Origin of the sequence: Pedobacter sp. AK017, assembly GCF_014200825.1 — a bacterium.
GTDB lineage: Bacteria > Bacteroidota > Bacteroidia > Sphingobacteriales > Sphingobacteriaceae > Pedobacter > Pedobacter heparinus.
In genome coordinates this window covers 78000-96517 of the sequence record NZ_JACHCW010000017.1, presented here as the reverse complement: position 1 = coordinate 96517, position 18518 = coordinate 78000, and the positions used below count along the sequence as shown (strand labels likewise).

General features: G+C 40.1%; 15 protein-coding genes. 5 read left to right on the top strand and 10 right to left on the bottom strand.

Features of this window, described 5'->3' with window-relative positions; all coding sequences use genetic code 11:
- Window positions 1-7: 7 nt before the first annotated feature.
- On the top strand, window positions 8-1009 hold the full coding sequence (gene gap / locus HDC92_RS20800; protein ID WP_183876934.1) for a type I glyceraldehyde-3-phosphate dehydrogenase: 1002 nt from the start codon (window positions 8-10) through the stop codon (window positions 1007-1009).
- A 167-nt stretch (window positions 1010-1176) separates the two neighbouring features.
- Complete coding sequence (locus HDC92_RS20795; RefSeq protein ID WP_183876933.1) at window positions 1177-1980, top strand: hypothetical protein; 804 nt, start codon at window positions 1177-1179, stop codon at window positions 1978-1980.
- 11 nt (window positions 1981-1991) lie between these two features.
- Here HDC92_RS20795 and HDC92_RS20790 read toward each other — a convergent pair whose 3' ends face one another.
- From HDC92_RS20790 to HDC92_RS20755, 8 genes are all read right to left on the bottom strand, one after another.
- Complete coding sequence (locus tag HDC92_RS20790) at window positions 1992-2654, bottom strand: Pr6Pr family membrane protein (protein WP_183876932.1); 663 nt, start codon at window positions 2652-2654, stop codon at window positions 1992-1994.
- A 116-nt stretch (window positions 2655-2770) separates the two neighbouring features.
- Window positions 2771-3235, bottom strand: a complete 465-nt coding sequence (locus tag HDC92_RS20785; protein ID WP_015809101.1) for a ubiquinol-cytochrome c reductase iron-sulfur subunit — start codon at window positions 3233-3235, stop codon at window positions 2771-2773.
- A gap of 17 nt (window positions 3236-3252) precedes the next feature.
- Window positions 3253-4191 (bottom strand): DUF5777 family beta-barrel protein, encoded by a 939-nt coding sequence (locus tag HDC92_RS20780; RefSeq protein ID WP_183876931.1) that lies wholly within the window; start codon window positions 4189-4191, stop codon window positions 3253-3255.
- 12 nt (window positions 4192-4203) lie between these two features.
- Window positions 4204-4764: a YceI family protein gene (locus tag HDC92_RS20775; protein ID WP_015809103.1), complete on the bottom strand. Its 561-nt coding sequence runs from the start codon at window positions 4762-4764 to the stop codon at window positions 4204-4206.
- On the bottom strand, window positions 4739-5899 hold the full coding sequence (locus tag HDC92_RS20770; protein ID WP_183876930.1) for an outer membrane beta-barrel protein: 1161 nt from the start codon (window positions 5897-5899) through the stop codon (window positions 4739-4741). The genes HDC92_RS20775 and HDC92_RS20770 overlap by 26 nt, the downstream gene beginning before the upstream one ends.
- A gap of 23 nt (window positions 5900-5922) precedes the next feature.
- The gene (locus tag HDC92_RS20765) at window positions 5923-6459 is read right to left on the bottom strand and encodes an RNA polymerase sigma factor (protein ID WP_015809105.1); all 537 of its coding nucleotides are present in this window, start codon (window positions 6457-6459) and stop codon (window positions 5923-5925) included.
- 136 nt (window positions 6460-6595) lie between these two features.
- A complete protein-coding gene (locus tag HDC92_RS20760) occupies window positions 6596-7351 on the bottom strand; it encodes a tetratricopeptide repeat protein (RefSeq protein ID WP_183876929.1) in 756 nt (251 codons plus the stop codon).
- Window positions 7348-7917, bottom strand: coding sequence for an RNA polymerase sigma factor (locus tag HDC92_RS20755; protein WP_015809107.1), 570 nt, complete (start codon window positions 7915-7917; stop codon window positions 7348-7350). The genes HDC92_RS20760 and HDC92_RS20755 overlap by 4 nt, the downstream gene beginning before the upstream one ends.
- A 177-nt stretch (window positions 7918-8094) precedes the next feature.
- Here HDC92_RS20755 and HDC92_RS20750 point away from each other — a divergent pair, with 177 nt between their 5' ends.
- The 3 genes from HDC92_RS20750 (at window position 8095) to HDC92_RS20740 (ending at window position 14094) form a co-directional block, all read left to right on the top strand.
- Window positions 8095-9084 carry a hypothetical protein gene (locus HDC92_RS20750; protein ID WP_015809108.1) on the top strand — a complete coding sequence of 330 codons (990 nt, stop codon included), beginning with the start codon at window positions 8095-8097 and terminating at the stop codon, window positions 9082-9084.
- Between the two features lie 162 nt (window positions 9085-9246).
- Complete coding sequence (locus HDC92_RS20745) at window positions 9247-11331, top strand: PKD domain-containing protein (protein WP_183876928.1); 2085 nt, start codon at window positions 9247-9249, stop codon at window positions 11329-11331.
- A 33-nt stretch (window positions 11332-11364) separates the two neighbouring features.
- Entirely contained in the window at window positions 11365-14094 is a 2730-nt protein-coding gene (locus HDC92_RS20740) for a CHAT domain-containing protein (protein ID WP_183876927.1), read from the top strand.
- Here HDC92_RS20740 and glgB read toward each other — a convergent pair.
- Window positions 14078-15988: a 1,4-alpha-glucan branching protein GlgB gene (gene glgB / locus HDC92_RS20735; protein ID WP_183876926.1), complete on the bottom strand. Its 1911-nt coding sequence runs from the start codon at window positions 15986-15988 to the stop codon at window positions 14078-14080. The genes HDC92_RS20740 and glgB overlap by 17 nt on opposite strands.
- Window positions 15988-18453, bottom strand: coding sequence for a glycoside hydrolase family 31 protein (locus tag HDC92_RS20730; RefSeq protein ID WP_183876925.1), 2466 nt, complete (start codon window positions 18451-18453; stop codon window positions 15988-15990). The genes glgB and HDC92_RS20730 overlap by 1 nt, the downstream gene beginning before the upstream one ends.
- Window positions 18454-18518 lie beyond the last annotated feature (65 nt).

Here is an 18518-nt window from a genome sequence, read left to right as displayed (position 1 = left end):
ATTTAAGATGAGCAAAATTGGAATTAACGGCTTTGGCCGTATCGGCAGACTGGTTTTTAGGGCTGCTTTAAAAAGAGGATTAGACATAGTCGCAATTAATGACCTGGTTGAGCCTGATTACATGGCTTATATGTTAAAATACGATTCTACACATGGTCGTTTTGATGGAACAATCGCTGTTGAAAACGGACATCTTGTAGTGAATGGAAAAACGATACGCATTACAGCAGAAAGAGATCCCGCAAATTTGAAATGGAATGAAGTGGGTGTGGAAACTGTAATCGAATCTACCGGTTTATTTTTAACCCGTGCTGATGCTGAAAAACATATCGCTGCCGGTGCGAAGAGAGTGGTATTCTCTGCTCCTGCAAAGGACGCCGACATCCCTACTTATGTAATGGGTGTAAACCATCATAAATTAACTGCTGATCAAACTATTGTTTCAAACGCATCTTGTACCACTAACTGTTTGGCACCTATTGCTAAGGTATTAAATGATAACTTCGGTATTGTTGAAGGCCTGATGAGCACAATTCATGCGGTTACTGCAACTCAAAAAACAGTAGATGGTCCTTCTGCAAAAGACTGGAGAGGTGGCCGCGGTGGTTTTTCTAACATCATCCCTTCTTCAACTGGTGCTGCTAAAGCAGTAGGTATGGTTTTACCGGAACTAAAAGGTAAACTAACCGGCATGTCGTTCCGCGTTCCTGTTGCTGATGTTTCTGTGGTAGATTTAACTGCACGTTTAGAAAAACCAGCTACTTATGAGCAAATCAAAGCAGCTATGAAAGCCGCTTCTGAAGGTGAACTTAAGGGTGTTCTTGCTTATACCGATGAAGAAGTTGTTTCTTCTGATTTCATCGGAGATGACCACGCTTCAATATTTGATGCAAAAGCAGGTATTTCATTGAATGATAACTTCGTAAAAGTAGTTTCATGGTATGATAACGAATGGGGCTATTCTTCTGCATTAGCTAAATTCGTAGAATACTACGGAACATTAAAGTAAAACCCGTTCATACAGGTTTATATTTGGTTAGAAAAAGGACGCCTCTGGATGGAGCGTCCTTTTCTTTGTTATATCACCTTTGAATGCTCTAGTTCTGCCAGATAATACTTGGATATTTCTCAGCAAAGTTTATTTTTGCAGGGAGTTAAAAAAAACAAGTTGACCTTATGAAACAAATATTATACGCACTCGGACTATCTGTCTTATTATTCAGCTGTAAGCAAAACCAGAAAAACGCCGTAATCTATTCTCCAAGAACATTAACAGCCAACGAGAAGTTCAATGCAGCTCAACCTTCTGCAGACAGCGTTTTTACGATCTACAAACACAATTCGGAAAAAGATGCACCAATTAGTGGAACTGAAGCATTTGGCATAAAATTCAAAGATACTGTAGTGAGCATTCAGGTTAACAAAGCAGACTCCAGTGCTGCAGATAAATTTTCATATGTACAGCCTGTAAATACACAACAAACAACATTCTTAGTCCAACTGGCCAATCACCCTGATTTGGCAACGGCTTTTTATCTGATTGCTTTTAAAGATGATAAACTTAATGTGATTAGCCTGAACCGGCCTTCAACAGGGAAACAGGATGGTAAATTCACCACTGGTCTGAACAAGATAGGAAGAGGTGGTTACCTGATCAACAATGATTTTTTTATTACCAATGTCAATGCCCAGGTATATTTAATAAAAAGACAAAATCCGGAAGAAAGGATTCAGGGGGAGTTTATTCTTAACTCACCAGATAAATCTACCCTCGTTTTTCTTCAACCTTCATCCCTGTATGAAGTTCATTATGAGAGTGATGAAGTGTTTACACAACCCCTTTCAAAACCTGCACCAGCTACTGCCGACCTGTCTGGTTGGATTAAGGATAACTTTAACTGGGAAAAAAATAAAAAAGGCATCACTTTCCTGAAGTTTAGCGATAGCAACAGAATTGTAGACATTAAAGAATTCGGCTAAGCATTGATTGCTCAGTAACGTAGATATTTATTCTTTTTCTTATGGTTTTGAATCAGCTTTCCACTGCCTATCAGCAACAGCGAGAGCGTAAGAAACACAATTAACAGGTAAAAGCTATTCAACAGCACTTTATTGTAGCCCAGCTTACTGACGTCAATAAAAGGATAAGGATAAAACCCCGAATAAGCGCCATGTAGCAGGATGAACAGCAAATACAAGAAGGGATAGATGAGCCAGAGCAGGCTGGCAGACCAATTTAAAGTATTTTTAGGGACAAATAACAGCCAGTAGGTAATAAACAGGATGGGTATAACTGCGTGAAGCAGTTCGTCAACAAAAAACTGTAAACCCTGGGGCTGCCATGTAAAACGCAGGATCAGATTGTAAACAATCCCCACAACACTGATGTAAACAGTAACCGCAGCCAGGGTATCTGGCCTGGTCAAAAAACCATGACCTTCTTTGTTAAAGCTTAACAGTAATTTGCTAAGACAAAGGGCTGCAATGATATTGGTTAATATGGTAAAAAAACTAAAATACCGTACAACAGATTCCATCACGGGGATGGCATTATTTACAATAATCAGGTACAACTGTGCCAACAAAGCAAACCAACCAAGTAAAACCCCTGTAATTAAAAATACTTTACTGGCCTTTAAATACTTTCCTTCCATAGCTTATCTGTAGTTACCAGCATTGAATATAGTTATTTGAAACCAATGATTCCAAAATAGAATTCATAAAATCACCGCATACTATTATAAAGTATACGGTGATACCCTCAGCCTTATTACACTATGGTTGCAGTTAGTTTGGTTCCGCTTATTGCTGTGGCGTAAATTTTAAGTGTCCTTGTATTACCTGTAGTACCCTGAGGGCCCTGAAGAACAGTTCCATTCGTACTGTATTCAGAAAAGTGCAGCTGACATTGTATTTTATTGTCGCTTTGCTTCCATACCAGACTTCCCCCCTGATGCGGACAAATAGATTCCGTTGCTACAAATGATGCAGGAGCACTACCAGCTGCAATCCTAAAAAAGAGTACGCCATTTGCCGTAGCCTGATCGCCAATAGCCATTAACTGTGTAGCCAGATCAACAGTAGCTGTATTGCCATTTCCACCACCACCTCCCGGAGGGGTTCCTGGGTCTGGAGTACCAGTATCACCTTTTCCACCACAACCGGAGATGCAGGATCCGGTGCATAACAATGCCATTCCAAGTCCTAAGGACTTGATAAATTCTTCACGTTCCATAATTTTAATTTTTAGGTTTAGTAAATTTTAGATGTTTTGTCGGGGTCTTTATTTTTTGATTTAAACAGGGTAAAATTTCTGGAAATGGTGAAGCCAAAGCGGATCCCTCCATCCTTCCATGATTTTTTTGTATTTGAAATAAAGTTGTTTTCCAGGATATACTCGGAATTCATAAAATTAAGGGAGAAGATATGTCCGCCGGTTTCAATTTCCAGCCCCACACCAAGGGGATTATAATAAACCTGGGACAGATCATTTGGGCGCGACAAACCATTGACAAGTGTATAATCAGCAATAAAAGACAACCTTCTGGTCAACTTCATCCTGCCTGCAAATCCAAGTGAGAAAAGGTTTTGGGGATCTCTGCTTTCAGCTGTATTTTTCCTCATCAGCAAGGCAGGCATTACTTCCAGAGAAAATCTTGACGAAAACTTCCTGGAAATGATGGACTGCAAAAAGTAAGAGAATCTATTTGAATAAGTTGTAAACTCCGTTTGTGAAAATGGTTCTCTGGCTATCCAGCCCATCTGTGCAAAAAGGGTAAGGTTAACCGGCATTTTACCATCTGTTCTTTGTTTAAGCAATTTATATTTGCCTGAAAAATTATAGAGCTCATCCTGCTTACTTCTTCCTATACCAACAGTCAGGTCATCAGTTATGCCATAATCAAAACCAATAAACAGATCAGACGCTACATCAAGTCCATATAAGGTATGTGCACTGCCAAATTTGCCCCCAATATCTCCAAAATGATGTCGTATGCGCATGTCCAGATCATGCTTCTTCTGAGTTTCGCTGGAGTGTGACAAGACTACGCGGGTAGACTTAAATACAGCTTCAACTTCTGGCTTTATCAAACCGCTATTCAGCACATTCAACAAAGAGTCTGCCTGCTGGGCATGAGCAACCATCAAGCTAAAAAAAAGAGGAATTGTTAATAAACTGATCTTTTTCATGTTTATTCTGGATTATTTGATCTGGTTTAGCTTACCATCCAGGGTTATACTGATTACTTCAGCAACTTTGGTCATGATAAGTGTTGGTATTTTTATTTTATGATCAGCACATGGTACTTTAAATGCGGTTAAGATCCTGATTTCTCCATTTTCAATACTCACTTTCCCGGTTATAGCACGTATCTTATCTACCCCATGCATACTAAGTGTACCATTTACAGTAACACTATATGTCCCATCTTTGGTAAAATCAATACCCTGATCTATGGTGCCCTTAAATTTTGCAAGTGGGTATTGGTCACTTTCCATATAGTTTTCGTTAAAATGCTCCTGCATTAATCTCCTGTCAAATTCAAATGTCCTGATTGGAACCTGTACCACAATTTCCCTGGTTTTGGCTATCAGTACTGCAGTGCCCCTCACACTTACAGCCCTGATGTCTTCTACAGGAGTAGTAGAAAACAGCGTGATTTTTACATCTTTCCCTATATAGCTTTGCCCGGCAGCATTGAACTGTAACAGCAACAATAAACTGCCAAAAAAAAAGTTAGTTATTTTTATTGCCCAGGTCATAACGTAGTTTTAATGAAATGCCACTTGATTTTAGGTTTACTTTCCCTTCACCAACACCGGTTAGCGGTATTTTAACATAAGGTTCGAGCCCAAGTTTTAATCCTTTCTTTTTTAGCTTAACGTAATAAGTAGCCGAAAGATCAGCCACACCAAAATAATGCTGATTCCGATTTTTATATTCCTGAAACCTGTCAGCAATACCCGATCCGGCATTGTACCTGTAGGTATAATCTTCTTTAAGCATAAAATAACTCGACATACCAACATTCAGGTCAATACTTTTTTGTGCATCCTCCAACACCGTATAAGAAGCCTGTAGTGGAATTTCCAGCACCGCACAAGAGGCATCTACTTTGGAAATGATATCTTTTGCCCTTATGCTTTTAAATTTATACTCATAATTCTCTGCCGCATAATCCTTCATACTGTACTTCAGCCCGGTTTGAAGGCTAATGCGTTTGGCAATACCTACGCTAAAGCCAAAACCTGCACTAAAACCGGTTTTTCCACCCAACACCGCACCCGAAGAATTGAATTCGGGACCGGCACTAAACGATAAGCTAACCGGAAATGGTTTGCGGAGGCCCTGCTTTTGTTTTTTATTTACAGCCACAACCGAAGGCGGTAATACATGAGTGCCGGGTAAGCTTAGCTGGGCGGAATCCGGATTTACTATTCCTGCTAAGGCTGTATTTATACTATCTTTTTTGCTGTATAAAGGTTGGTCTTCATTTTTTTGATTCCCCAAGCTATCCGAAAAATCGATTACAATATCCTTTTTAAAAAAAGACTGATCTACATAAACAGATTTAGGCCCCTGATTTTTTATTCGAACTTTGTTTTGCGGTACCCTGGCAGTCTCAGTTGCTTTATCTGACCGTACATGTTCTTGTTTACTTCGTCCGGCAATTTTAGTTTTTGGTTTTTCCTGTAATCCCCGATCAAACATCAGATAGCCCCCCAAAAAAACTAAAAGTAATAAGCATACAGCACCGGCTTTTCTAAAAAACACCACACGGTCTCTCCTTCTCAGCTTTTGCTCCATCTTATCCCATGCCGCTTCCTCAAACCGGAGCTCGGCATCAAATACCTTTTTTCTAAAGGTGGCATCAAACTCCTTATCGTTCAATTCCATAATGGTGTTTCATTTATTATTTTTTAATCGCGATGTTGTTTCAGCATCTTTTTTAACTGTTCTCTTGCTTTAAATAAATTTGATTTAGAAGTACCCACAGAAATAGAAAGCATAGATGAAATCTCTTCGTGTGTATATCCATCAATGGCAAACAGGTTAAAAACTGTCCGATAGGCTACAGATAGCCTTTGTACCAGTTTAATCAGCTCTTCATAATGGATATGTGAAAGAATACTCTCCTTATCCTCCATTTCGTGCCTTGCATTTAGCTCTTCCATTTCAATACGCTTTATTTGCTTCCTGTAGTGATCTATAGAGGTATTGATCATAATTGTACTTAACCAGGCTTTAAATGACCTCTTTTCCTCATAACGGTGAATATGAATAAAGACCCGCATAAACCCGTCATTTACAAGTTCTATAGCCTCATCCTTATCTTTTGCGTAACGGATACACATTCGCATAGCATAACTATAAAAAAGCTGGTAAAGTCCTTTCTGGGATTTCCTGTCTTTTTTCTTACAACCGGCTATTAACTCCTGAATGATAAATTCGTCCACGTAATTTTTTAATTCATCTATACCTACTGTTACGTAGATTGGCCTGCATGGGTTGCCTGCTCTTTTGAATTTAATATAAAAATGTATAAATCCGGGTTTTAAACATCCGGATGTCCATACTTTAAATGGATTTTTTTTAACGTATTTTTTTGATCAGCTCCTGTGCTTTTTCGTAAACAGGGCTTCCCTGAGGGATTTTTTCCAGCCATTCCAGCGCCTGGGCATGATTATTTTGTTTAAGATAGCTTAAGCCTATATAATAGGCAGCCTCGTATTTAAATACAGATTTACCGGCATACAATCCTATCAATATCCTTCTTGCCTCATCTGCTTTATTTGTTTCTATCAGGGTTATCCCATAATAATATGCTACTAATGAATTAGCCGTATCAGCTAAATATTCTTTTTCCAGAATTTTACCAGCAGCGTCAAAATCACCGGCATTGTAAAGATCAGCTGCTTTTTCAATATTATTTTTATTACCATCACCACGTTCTACTACCGACATTTCCTTACTTATTCCATAACGTTCATATAAATCAGTGTTCCAGGGCGCCCACACAAATAGACCAACAATCAGTATTGCAGCCACACTTATCCACTTCATATAACTGCTTAATGAAATTACTTTTGCATCTTTTGCAGTGTCAGGAATAGCCCCCTGTTTAAAATACTGTTTGCCGAAAGAAGTTAGTGTGGCTTCAACATCCTTATCTTCCTGAGAAGGGGCAATCTTCATTTTTAAGGTCTGATGAATATTTTTATACGCATCCAGCAAATCCTGCAGTTCCTGATCCGACTGAAGTAAAGTTTCAAACTGCTGTTTTTCCTGAGGCTCCATATCACCTTCAAGGTAACGGGCAACAGTTAATAATTTCTCCTCGTACATCATTCTTCCGTTTTATTTGATTGAACCATTTTTATCAGAGATGCCATGCATTCAGACTTCTTTTTTCTCAGGTAACCATAGGTAACACCAAGTGCTTCGGCTACTTTTTCCTGTGCCTCACCCTTCATGCTCCATGAAATGATTTCTTTGCAGCGTTCACCTAATTTTTCAAAGGCGTTGAAAAATAATTTGGATTGCGCTTCCTGATTTTCCAGTTCATCTGCATTTGCAAAAGTATCTTCTCCGATATGTAATAAATCCTCTTCCTGATTTGTTACCGGTAGAATTGATCTTTTTTTTATTTCATTTAACCATTTACGTTTGCAGATCAATAAAATGTAAGGTTCAAACGGGCAGGTCAGTTCAAGCGATTTGTATTTGGCCTGCCGGTAAACATCCATCAGGGCTTCCTGGAAAACATCTGCTGCATCGTCTTCGCTGCCATTATTAAAAACGATCCATGACTTTATTTTTCCGGCACAACGCTTATAGATCTCGTTAATTATTACCGTATCATTATTTACCAGGCCGGTAACGTAACGCTGATCTGAATGTATGTGTTTAGCCATTAGCGAATGATATCATGAAGCATATAGGCACTAATTTAAAACTTCTTTTGATAGTGCAGTAAAAAAAATTGAACCAGGGGGGTAACAATTTTTAACTGCCCTTGATATCTAATCGAATCATCCAATGGCGAACGCTGAAAAGCCTTAACAGAGTAAGCAATTTTAAAATTAAACATTATGAAAACATTTAACTTAACATCAGCATTATTTATCGCATTGATCTCTTTAAACTTTGCGTGTAAAAAACAAAATTCAGGTGACGAGAATGGAGGGACGGTAAATACTGCAAAAGAGTTTACCGCTAAATACGGTGCCCAGAAACAAGTCAAAGAAATCAACGCCTCATCCCTCCCTCAAACCGTTACATTTTTAGATGGAACAAAAGTAACTTTCCCTGTTGGCTCATTAACCAAAGGAGGTGTTGCTGTTACCGGAAATGTCAGCGTTGAAGCCTACGAAGTACTCAAAAGAAGTACAGTTATTTTTTCAGGGGCAAATACCAATCATTCCTCAGGTGCACCACTTGCATCAGACGGTTTTATCTTTATTGATGTAAAATCGAACGGTGTTAGTGTAGACCAGAACCTTGCTGTACCTGTGCAAATAGCTATACCTGCAAAAAGAGATGGTGCCACTCAACTGTGGATTGGTGTAGATCAGCAGGACAAACCCCTGGTAGCTGCAGCAGAAAATCAAATGGCCTGGGCAGCACCAAGAAAAGCCAATGGTCAGGTTCCTAATGATGTAACTGCCACCCAGAATACATTTACCTTTAATTTTGGAAGCCTCGGCTGGATCAATTGTGATGTATTCTATAACTATACAAATCCTAAAACCACCGTAAGGGTAGAAGTATTAAACAACCCCGGTTCAATGGCAAGCTTCTATTCTTACACCGGAGAAACTTATGTATATTTCTGTGCAAAAGGCAGTAATGTAGTAGCCCAACTTTATACTCCAGATGGACCGAATAAAGTAAAAAGCTATGACAACATGATGCCTGTTGGCTCTGAAGGACGTATGTTTTCCTTTTCTATTAAAAATGGTAAATTTTATTACGCGGCACAGGAGATCACTATAAGTGCCAATCAAAATATAACACTTAGCCTCACTGAAACTACTGAGGCTGCAATACAGGCTGCCATAAACAGCCTTAACAGTTATTAGCATCCCAATCAATACACACAATGAAGATAAGGCCCTTATTGGGCTTTATCTTTTTTCTGTTTTAATCTAAACCTACCAGGATTATATAATAGCTCTGCCCAAAGCTTTTAACTATAAAGCGGCATTGATTTATTAATTATATTATTAAATTTATTAGCAAATATGAAAAAACTGTTACACGCTATTTTATTATTTACGGTAATCATTTTGCTGCAAATATTTGCGCCTGCCAGCCTTTGTGCACAGGTTAAACAACCTCAGGTTGCTACAACCGTTCAGGCCGCAATTGTACCGTCAGATACCGTGCCGGCCATTATTAACCATAAAATAGAAAATGGTGTAGTCACTTTTAGTTCTGTTCTACGCCCCTTACGTCAGATTGCCGGCGCACCAGAACCCTTTTATACTTATTTCTGGGAGTTTGGTGACGGGCAGTTCTCTTTTGAAAAGGAACCTCAGCACAGTTATCCGGATACCTTAAAATATGATGTCCGTTTATTTGCCACCAACAGTTATGACGATGGCAAACGACCGCCAACAAGGCCTAAACCCTTAAAACCTGGCAGCAACAGGCCTGTTCTGGCCGCAGTTAAAACATCAGCTGCACCCAACTTTTTTAAATCGGGCGGGGCAATTGAACTCAAAACTAATTGTATGCCCAAACCTGGCGATGACATGATGCTGGTTTTTGGCTACCGCAATAAAATGGAGAATGGCCTGGCAAACCTGGGTGGTACGGTCTCCATTTTATTTAACGATAAAGAATTTAATAAGGATAATTTTGAACTGGCTGAAACCCGTACCTATAACCAGGAAAAAAAGACTTTCCTGGAAAAACATGGGGCCGTAGCTGCCCGAAAGGTAAGTACTGAGCATCCTTTTTATGCGTCGATTAATGGTCCGGAATACACTCGGCCAGCTGTCGTTTTTGATCCTGAAGGTACGGCATTGATCAGGGAAAAAACAGCTGCGTACAGGAAAATCGAAAGCTGGAAGTTTGAGAACCTGAAAGCAGGAGAAGAAAAATTCATGTTCATGCAGTTTAAAACTACCCCGGAGATGATCAAAGACACCAATGCCGTTGTAAAACTGACGGGCATGTTTATTCCCGATAACCCATTGGCGGTAACAGAGTTTTTCACGCTTGAACTACAAATCGTAGCCTCTCATGACCCTAATAAAATGATGCTCAGGAACAGCAGGATGAACTTTCGCTTTACAGGAAAGAATAAAAAACTGACCTATAAAGTACGGTTCCAAAATACGGGCAAGGGTCCTGCTAAGCAGATTGATGTGGGCGTAGCCATTGCAGAAGTATTAAATAAAGGCTCAGTAGAAATTACCGACTCAAAACCCAAACTTGTCTTGTGCAATACCGCCTATGCCAATCAAAGCTGTCTGGATACAGTTGGCACAGCAGATAGTTTGCACTTTATATTCAGGAACATCTATCTGCCTGGCCTACAGCAGAAAGGGGTTAACGATGCAGATTCTACTATGGGTTTTATTGAATACAGGATTGGTTTTAAGGAAAAACCAAAAAAACTGCCTTTTAAAAGTGGGGCTGCCATTGTATTTGATAAAAATGAACCAATTTATACCAATAGAGCTACAGGCAAATACAAAATGGGTCTGTCTCCAGGTATTATTGCAGGCTATGGTTTTCCATTTAAAAATGGCAATACACCATTTTCCGGGCAAAACAACATCACTTTTGGGGCAAGCCTTGCACCCTACGCACCACACAGGTACTACTGGCAGGTAGAATTGTACGGCAGCTCATATGCAGAAAAAGAATACCTGATTAAAAGAACCCAGGGCAATGACAGACTGGTTCCTGTTATTATAGATGGTAAGCAACAGGAAGGTACACTTAAATATGCAGACAGCATGCTGCGCAGTAAAGTAATCACCATCAACATTGTTCCGCTCCAAATGAGATATAATTTCAATAAGTACATCGGTGCTGGAATTGGTACACTGGTCTCATTTAATATTGATGAACAATATACCCCTTCCAAAACAGCCTTATATACAATTGTAAATGCTGCGGGTGTAAGGCAGGAGGTTACCCTTAAGCAGGCATTTAACAAAGTGAGCAATAGCTTCAATGATTTCCAGAATACCTTGTTTACAGACATACAGGTAGGAAAAGTACATGTTGGTCCTGCAATAGGCTTCAGGTATTTACATACTTTTCAGGGATCCGACAACAGACTAATTACTTATTTAACATGGAAATTTTAGCCAAAAAGCGTATTTTAGCTAAAATGGCATTTAATGAGAATAGCTAAATCCTGGTTTTGTACGCTTCTTATTTATCTTGCATTTTTTGGTTTTGTAGTGGCACAACCTGCAGAAAACATACCCCAATATCTCCGTAAAACGCTCGATTCTTTAAAAACAAAAGATAATCTCTCGGAATGGATCTATACCAGGATTGATTATTGTTATCACAACCCCAGTCAAAGTCTGCCTTTTTTAATGCGCACAGAACGGGATAGCTGGCGTAAACCGCAATATACTCCTGAAAAAGAAGCCTGGTTAATGCTCCTCAGTAACCTGGGCTATAACCAGATGTATTCCGGAAATATCCTTCAATCCATATCTTATTATGAACTGGCTTATAATTATTATATAAACCATAAACTGAATGTGGAGGGTATAGCCGAATATGTCTTGAAACCCTGGGCAAACAATTGTACCCGTTTGGGCGATTACGAAAAGGCGCTTTTCATTCAGCAAAAAACGCTCGACTATGCAAACAAAGAGCGCAATGATTCGTTAGCTGTGGCTGTTTATAATAACATGGCCATCTCTTACCGTTCTTTAGGCGATTTTAAAAATGCAGAGGACTGTATTCTACTTGGCAAAAAAAAAGCCGGCTATACAGCTGTTGAGCTAATTTTATTAGACAATACACTGGCTGATATTTATAATGATAAAGAAGAACTGGAGCTTGCCGAAAAAGTGATCGGCAAGAATATTGCCCGGCAAGAGAGCCGTAAGCAAGATTTCGAAACTGCTTACTGGTTGATGAGCAGTTACATTACCGCAGGTAACATCCAGTTCAGGAAAAATAATTTCAGTTTGGCCTGGAAGTATTATAAACTGGCCTTAAGTATTAATGATCAATATTATAAGGGGAACCGCCTAAGGGAAAAGGCCTATACCTATACCCAGATGGGTAAGATTAAGCTGGAACAAAAACAGGCGGCTGAAGCCATACATTACTTTAACCAAACTTTAAGCTCCTTTGGCCTGATAGACAACAGTCTGCAAATCCCACTAAAAAAAATATTTGGGGATAATCGTCTGGTAGATGTTTTTTACCAAAAATCGCTGGCACTTAACTTACTGGGAAAAGAAAAGGAAGCGCTGGAAAACATCCGCCTCGCTCTGCTTGCTGCAGATAAGATCCGCTTTGAACTTGCAGATGTAAAAACCAAACAACGCTTTCAGGCCGAGACCAAACAGATGGCAGAAAAAGCAATCGCCATTGCTTTTGATTTGCTTCAAAAAACAAAACAGCATAGCTATGCAGTAGCAATTGTTGACATCATTGAGCAAGCCAAAGCCCGTACCCTGTTGGACGATATCAGAAGAAGCCAGCAGCAGTTAACGCTTTCAACAAATGACACCCTATTTCAACAAAAAGCAAAGCTTGAACAGGCTATCGCCTACAATGAAAGGGAACTGTTACAAAGTAAGGGGGATATTAAAGAAGCAGAACAACGCTATGCTGTATTAAAGTTTAAACTGGAAGCGCTGGAAAAGGATTTAATCAAACGTTATCCATCCATGATCATAAATAAAGACAGTCCAGGATTTGGGCGTACCGCTGAACCGTTAAGCCAATTGCCTGCACATGCTCATTTCATTGCATTCTTTTTAGGCACACAAAATCTTTATGTGGTAGAAATTTACGGCAACAGGGTAAAACACATTAAACAGGTCCGGGCAGCCCCGGCAATAAAAAAAACGATCTTCAATTTTGTAAGTACTTATTACCATAGTGGCCCCTCAGCAATGATGAATCAGCCAGAGGCTTTCTTTTTGGCTTCAAATCAGATTTACAGAGCTTTACTTGGTGATCTTAAATTTAACAAAAATGATAAACTGATCATTATACCCGATGAAATTATTGGTTATTTATCCTTTGACGGCCTGATTACGGATATAAATTACGAACCATCCATAGCAAACTGGCCCTACCTTATTAGAAGCCAGTCCTTGTCCTATGCTTTTTCTATCCAGACCTGGATAAACCAGGCAGCAAAAAAAACTATCCAAATCCCTAATTTTTCGGGTTTGTTTATTACCCATCAAAATAAAAACAAGCAATTTATCCCTGCTGTAGCCAAAGAAGCTGAGGCTATAGAGAAAATTATCGGCGGAAGTTTCATGAAAGATAAAGAGGCAGGTGTAAAAGATTTTTTTAATGCATTTGATAAAGCAAATGTATTGCATATAAGCACACATGCTTATCTTTCCGGACTGCAAAAAGAACCCACCTTGTCCTTTAATGACAACGAAGTGTTTCTATTTGAACTATCTGCCAGAAAAACGGCTCCCGACCTGATCGTATTAAGTGCGTGCAGAACAGCAGATGGTATAATGAATGCAAGTGAGGGCATTATTAGTTTGAGCAGAGGATTTGCAGCAATAGGTACCGGGGGCACTATTGCAGGACTATGGAACGTAAACGACAAGGCAGCATCAGAAATTACGGCAACCTGTTACAGCAACATGTTGCAGGGACAGGAAATCAGCACGGCATTACACCATGCCAAACTAAGCTGGCTGCAAAATAAAGAAAGACAGGCACAGGAATACCTGCCCTATTACTGGGACCCACTTATTTATATGGGCTACGATAAAAAAGTAACATTAAAGCCTGCCCAAAGCATGCTGCAGACCTACGGACTGCCCGCCACCCTCTTACTGGCCGCTGCATCCGGTATTTATCACCTTTTAAAGATCATAAAAAAAACTAAACGCCTTGTTTAAGTATGGTAACCGCCAGGGGTGGAACATTCAATACAACCGAGTAGTCCCTGTTGTGGCAACCTACTTTTTCAGGAAGTATCAGTTTATTGTTCAGCTTTCCACTGCCAAAAAACTCTTTGGCATCTGTATTAAATATTTCCTTCCATTTGGCTCTGAATGGTAGGCCAACTCTATAATTTTCTCTGTAAACAGGTGTCAGGTTCAAAATTACAATTAAGGTATCTTTTGCCTTTTTGCCTTTTCTGATGTAGATGTAAATAGAATGCCTGGCATCATCCGCATTGATCCATTCAAAACCTTCAGCAGAAAAGCTATGCTCAAATAGGGCCGGCTCAGAAACATATAATTTATTGATTGCCCTTACGGTTTTTTGCATACCAATATGAGGTGCGTGTTCCAGTAAGTGCCAGTCCAGCGAACTTTTAAAATCCCATTCATGGGTCTGCGCAAATTCATTCCCCATAAACAAGAGCTTTGTACCAGGCTGGGTAAACATATAGGCATACAATACCCTTAAATTGGCAAACTTCTGCCACTCATCGCCAGGCATTTTATAAATCATGGATGACTTGCCGTGTACCACTTCATCATGAGAAAACGGAAGCATAAAGTTTTCTGTAAAAGCATATGTAATGCTGAAAGTAAGCTGATAATGATGGTACCTTCTGTTGATCGGATCATTTTTGAAATATTTTAGCGTATCGTTCATCCAGCCCATCATCCATTTCATCCCAAAACCAAGGCCACCATTGTGTACCGGATGTGTTACGAGGGGGTAAGTACTGCTTTCTTCGGCAATGGTATGTACCCCTTCGTAATTACCATATACCGCAATGTTAAGGTCTTTTAAAAACTGGATAGCCCCCAGGTTTTCACTGCCCCCATATTCATTTTTGGCAGCATCCTCTGTTTTGCGGGAAAAGTCGAAATAAAGCATAGAAGCTACGGCATCAACCCTTAACCCATCTATATGGAATTTATCCAGCCAGTACAGTGCATTGCTGATTAAGAATGAACGCACTTCGTTCCTGTCGTAATTAAAAATATAGGATTTCCAGTCGGGATGAAAACCTTTGCGCATATCCGAATGTTCGTACAAATGCGTACCATCAAAATGGTAAAGGCCATTCGAATCACCTGGAAAATGAGAAGGCACCCAATCCATAATTACAGCAATGTTATTTCTATGCAGTTCATTGATCAGGTACATCAGTTCCTGAGGAGTACCATGCCGCGAACTTGCTGCAAAATATCCGGTAATCTGGTATCCCCAGGATGGGAAGTAGGGATATTCCATTAAAGGCATGAACTCGACATGCGTAAAACCCATATCCAGCACATAAGGAACAAGGCTATTGGCAATTTCCATATAGGTCAGCACCCGATCAGGTTCACTCGGATCACGCTGCCAGGATCCCAGATGTACCTCATAAACCGACATGGGCTTGTTCAGTGCATTTAATTTAGGGCGCTTATTTAACCAGGCTTTATCTTTCCATTTGTAATCATTGTCCCAAACAATAGAAGCTGTTTTTGGCGGATGTTCCCATCTTTTGGCATAAGGATCGCCTTTTTCTACTTCCAGCCCGTTAAAACCTTTTACTAAAAACTTATAAAGCTCACCCTTGCCGATACCAGGGATAAAACCTTCCCATATGCCAGATGAATCCAGGCGTTTGTTTAAAGCATGGGCCGACCGGTTCCATTGGTTAAAATCGCCAATTACATGTACAGCCTGGGCATTGGGCGCCCAAACCGCAAAGTAAGTACCCGCTACCCCCTCAACATGGATCAGCTGCGCTCCAAATTTCTCATACAACCTAAAGTGCTTCCCTGAAACAAATAAAGAAATATCAAAATCACTGAATAAGCTATGGACAAGCACTGCTCTCATTAGTTATATATTTTTATACTGGTAAAATTTTTATTTGATCTGAAATGCAGACAACTATTTTCATCCAACTGATAGTCAACAACATCTTTATCATCTACGGTAATCTTATTTACATTAAAAGGCAAGCCAATGATGTTGTACTCGTACCATTCATAATTTGGCGTATACAATCCATCAACACTTTGTTCTATCGTAAGCTGATACTCCGTACCTTTAACACTAAACTTTTTCTCTGAATAAATGTCCTGCTCATACGCAAAAGTATCTCCATGATCTTCGAAAAGGAATGAATTTACTTCATAATCTGCGTAATATACATTTAATAATACTTCATCAACATTCTTTTCACCAACATATTGCATTACCGGATATTCGGGTATTACAGCACCAGCCCTTACAAATAGCGGCATTTGTGCCAAAGGTGCTTTAATGTTATGTTCGCTTTCACCATTTAAAACCTCGTGGGTCCAGAAATTATACCATTTACCTTTGGGCAGGTATACCATCCGCGATACAGCCCCCTGTTCCAACACCGGACATACCAGGATCTTATCGCCAAACGTAAATTCATCCTGGCGGTAGCTGTTACTGCTATTTTCCTGCTCCAGCATAACCAATGGCCGTAGTATAGGAAAACCATAGCGATGGTGTTCCCAGAAAACCGAGTACAGGTAAGGCATTAACCTGTACCTGAGCTCAATATAAGTTCTGTTAATACTTGTATAGGGCTCACCAAAGCTCCATGGCTCACGTTCTGCTGTATCTCCTGCAGAGTGGGCCCGCATAAATGGCGAGAAGGTACCTAACTGTATCCAGCGTGTAAACAATTCTCCATCTGGCTCACCACTAAAACCACCAATGTCCGTTCCGCAAAATGGCACCCCCGAAATAGACATGCGCTGACACTGAATATTACCAATTTTAAGGTGTTCCCATGTAGCCACATTATCGCCCGTCCACACGCAGCCATACCGCTGCATGCCCGAATACCCGGCACGGGTAATGGTAAAAGGGCGTTTATTGCGCATTAACTTTTTAAGTCCGTCGTAAGTAGAACGCACCATCTGCATGCCATAAACATTATGAGCCTTGCGGTGCGACCCTCTATACCCATCATAATTGTGCCTGACATCATTAGGAAAAGTGCCAGAGCCAAATACAGCAGGCTCGTTCATGTCGTTCCAAACTCCTGCAACACCTATATCAACCAGTTCTTTATACAGTTTACCCCACCATTCGCGAACGGTTGGATTGGTAAAATCCGGAAACTGGCACCTGCCCGGCCAAACATGGCCTTCCATAAAATAATCATCACTTCTGCGACAGAAATAGTTATTGGCTTTCCCTTCTTTGAATACCCAGTAATTATCATCTACCTTAATTCCCGGATCTATCATTACAACTGTTTTGAAACCATCATTTGCCAGTTCTTTGATCATTCTTTTAGGGTCTGGAAAATGGTTTTTGTTCCAGGTAAAACAACGGTAACCGTCCATATAATCTATGTCGAGATAAATGGCATCACATGGAATGTTTCTTGACCTGAAGCCATCTGCAATCTCTTTTACTTTCTGCTCAGGATAATAGCTCCATCTGCATTGGTGATAACCTAAGGCCCATTTTGGCGGCATAGGATGTGTTCCTGTCAGGCTCTGGTATCTTTTTACTACATCCATCAAGTGCGGGCCATGTATGTAATAATACTGAAGTTCACCCCCATCGGCCCAGAAACTGGTCTTGGCGCTGTCTTCTTTTCCAAAATCGAAATAAGAACGGAAAGTGTTGTCGAAAAATATTCCATAAGCCGCTCCCTGGTGAACACCTGTATAAAAAGGAATGGTACGGTACAAAGGATCCTGGTCCCAGCCAAAAGAATAAGCATCAGTGTTCCAGTTCTGGAAATGACGCCCACGCAGGTTCATGTTTCCCGATTTATCGCCCAGTCCATAAAAATTCTCATCAGGAAGGCACTTCTTGGTCGCATATACATAATAACCGCCAAATTCAATATTTTCTTCCCAGTGCATCGGCGATTCATCCTCGCTCATGACCATCTGGTTCTGATTGTCGGTAAAGGAAATGTGAAAATCACTTTTTCTAACTTTACAGGTAACGGTGTTGGTAGAAACTGAATAACACGCTTCCTGTTCCTCCATTTTAAATGTAGTCACCTTTTGGTCTACCACCGGTACTGCATAGGAAAAATCATCCAGAAAAACACCATGTGGTGCCAGTCTTACCCTGATGATCTCATCGCTAACTACCCTGATTTCTACACGTGCGTCACCGTCGGAAAAATAAAACTTGTTACTTTCTGTATATACCTGTTCTACGGTGCTCAGGTATTTTTTTACAATTGGTTTCGGGCCCGAAACAGGATTATTTAAATGCTGAACAATTTCTTCAACCACTTCCCCGGTACTTATATCGCTTATTTCTTTGTTTTGTTTGTCTAATTCTTCCATGAAAACCCCCTTATGTAGAAACACGACAGATTTACTTCGTGTACTTTGTACAACTAAGGTGTTAA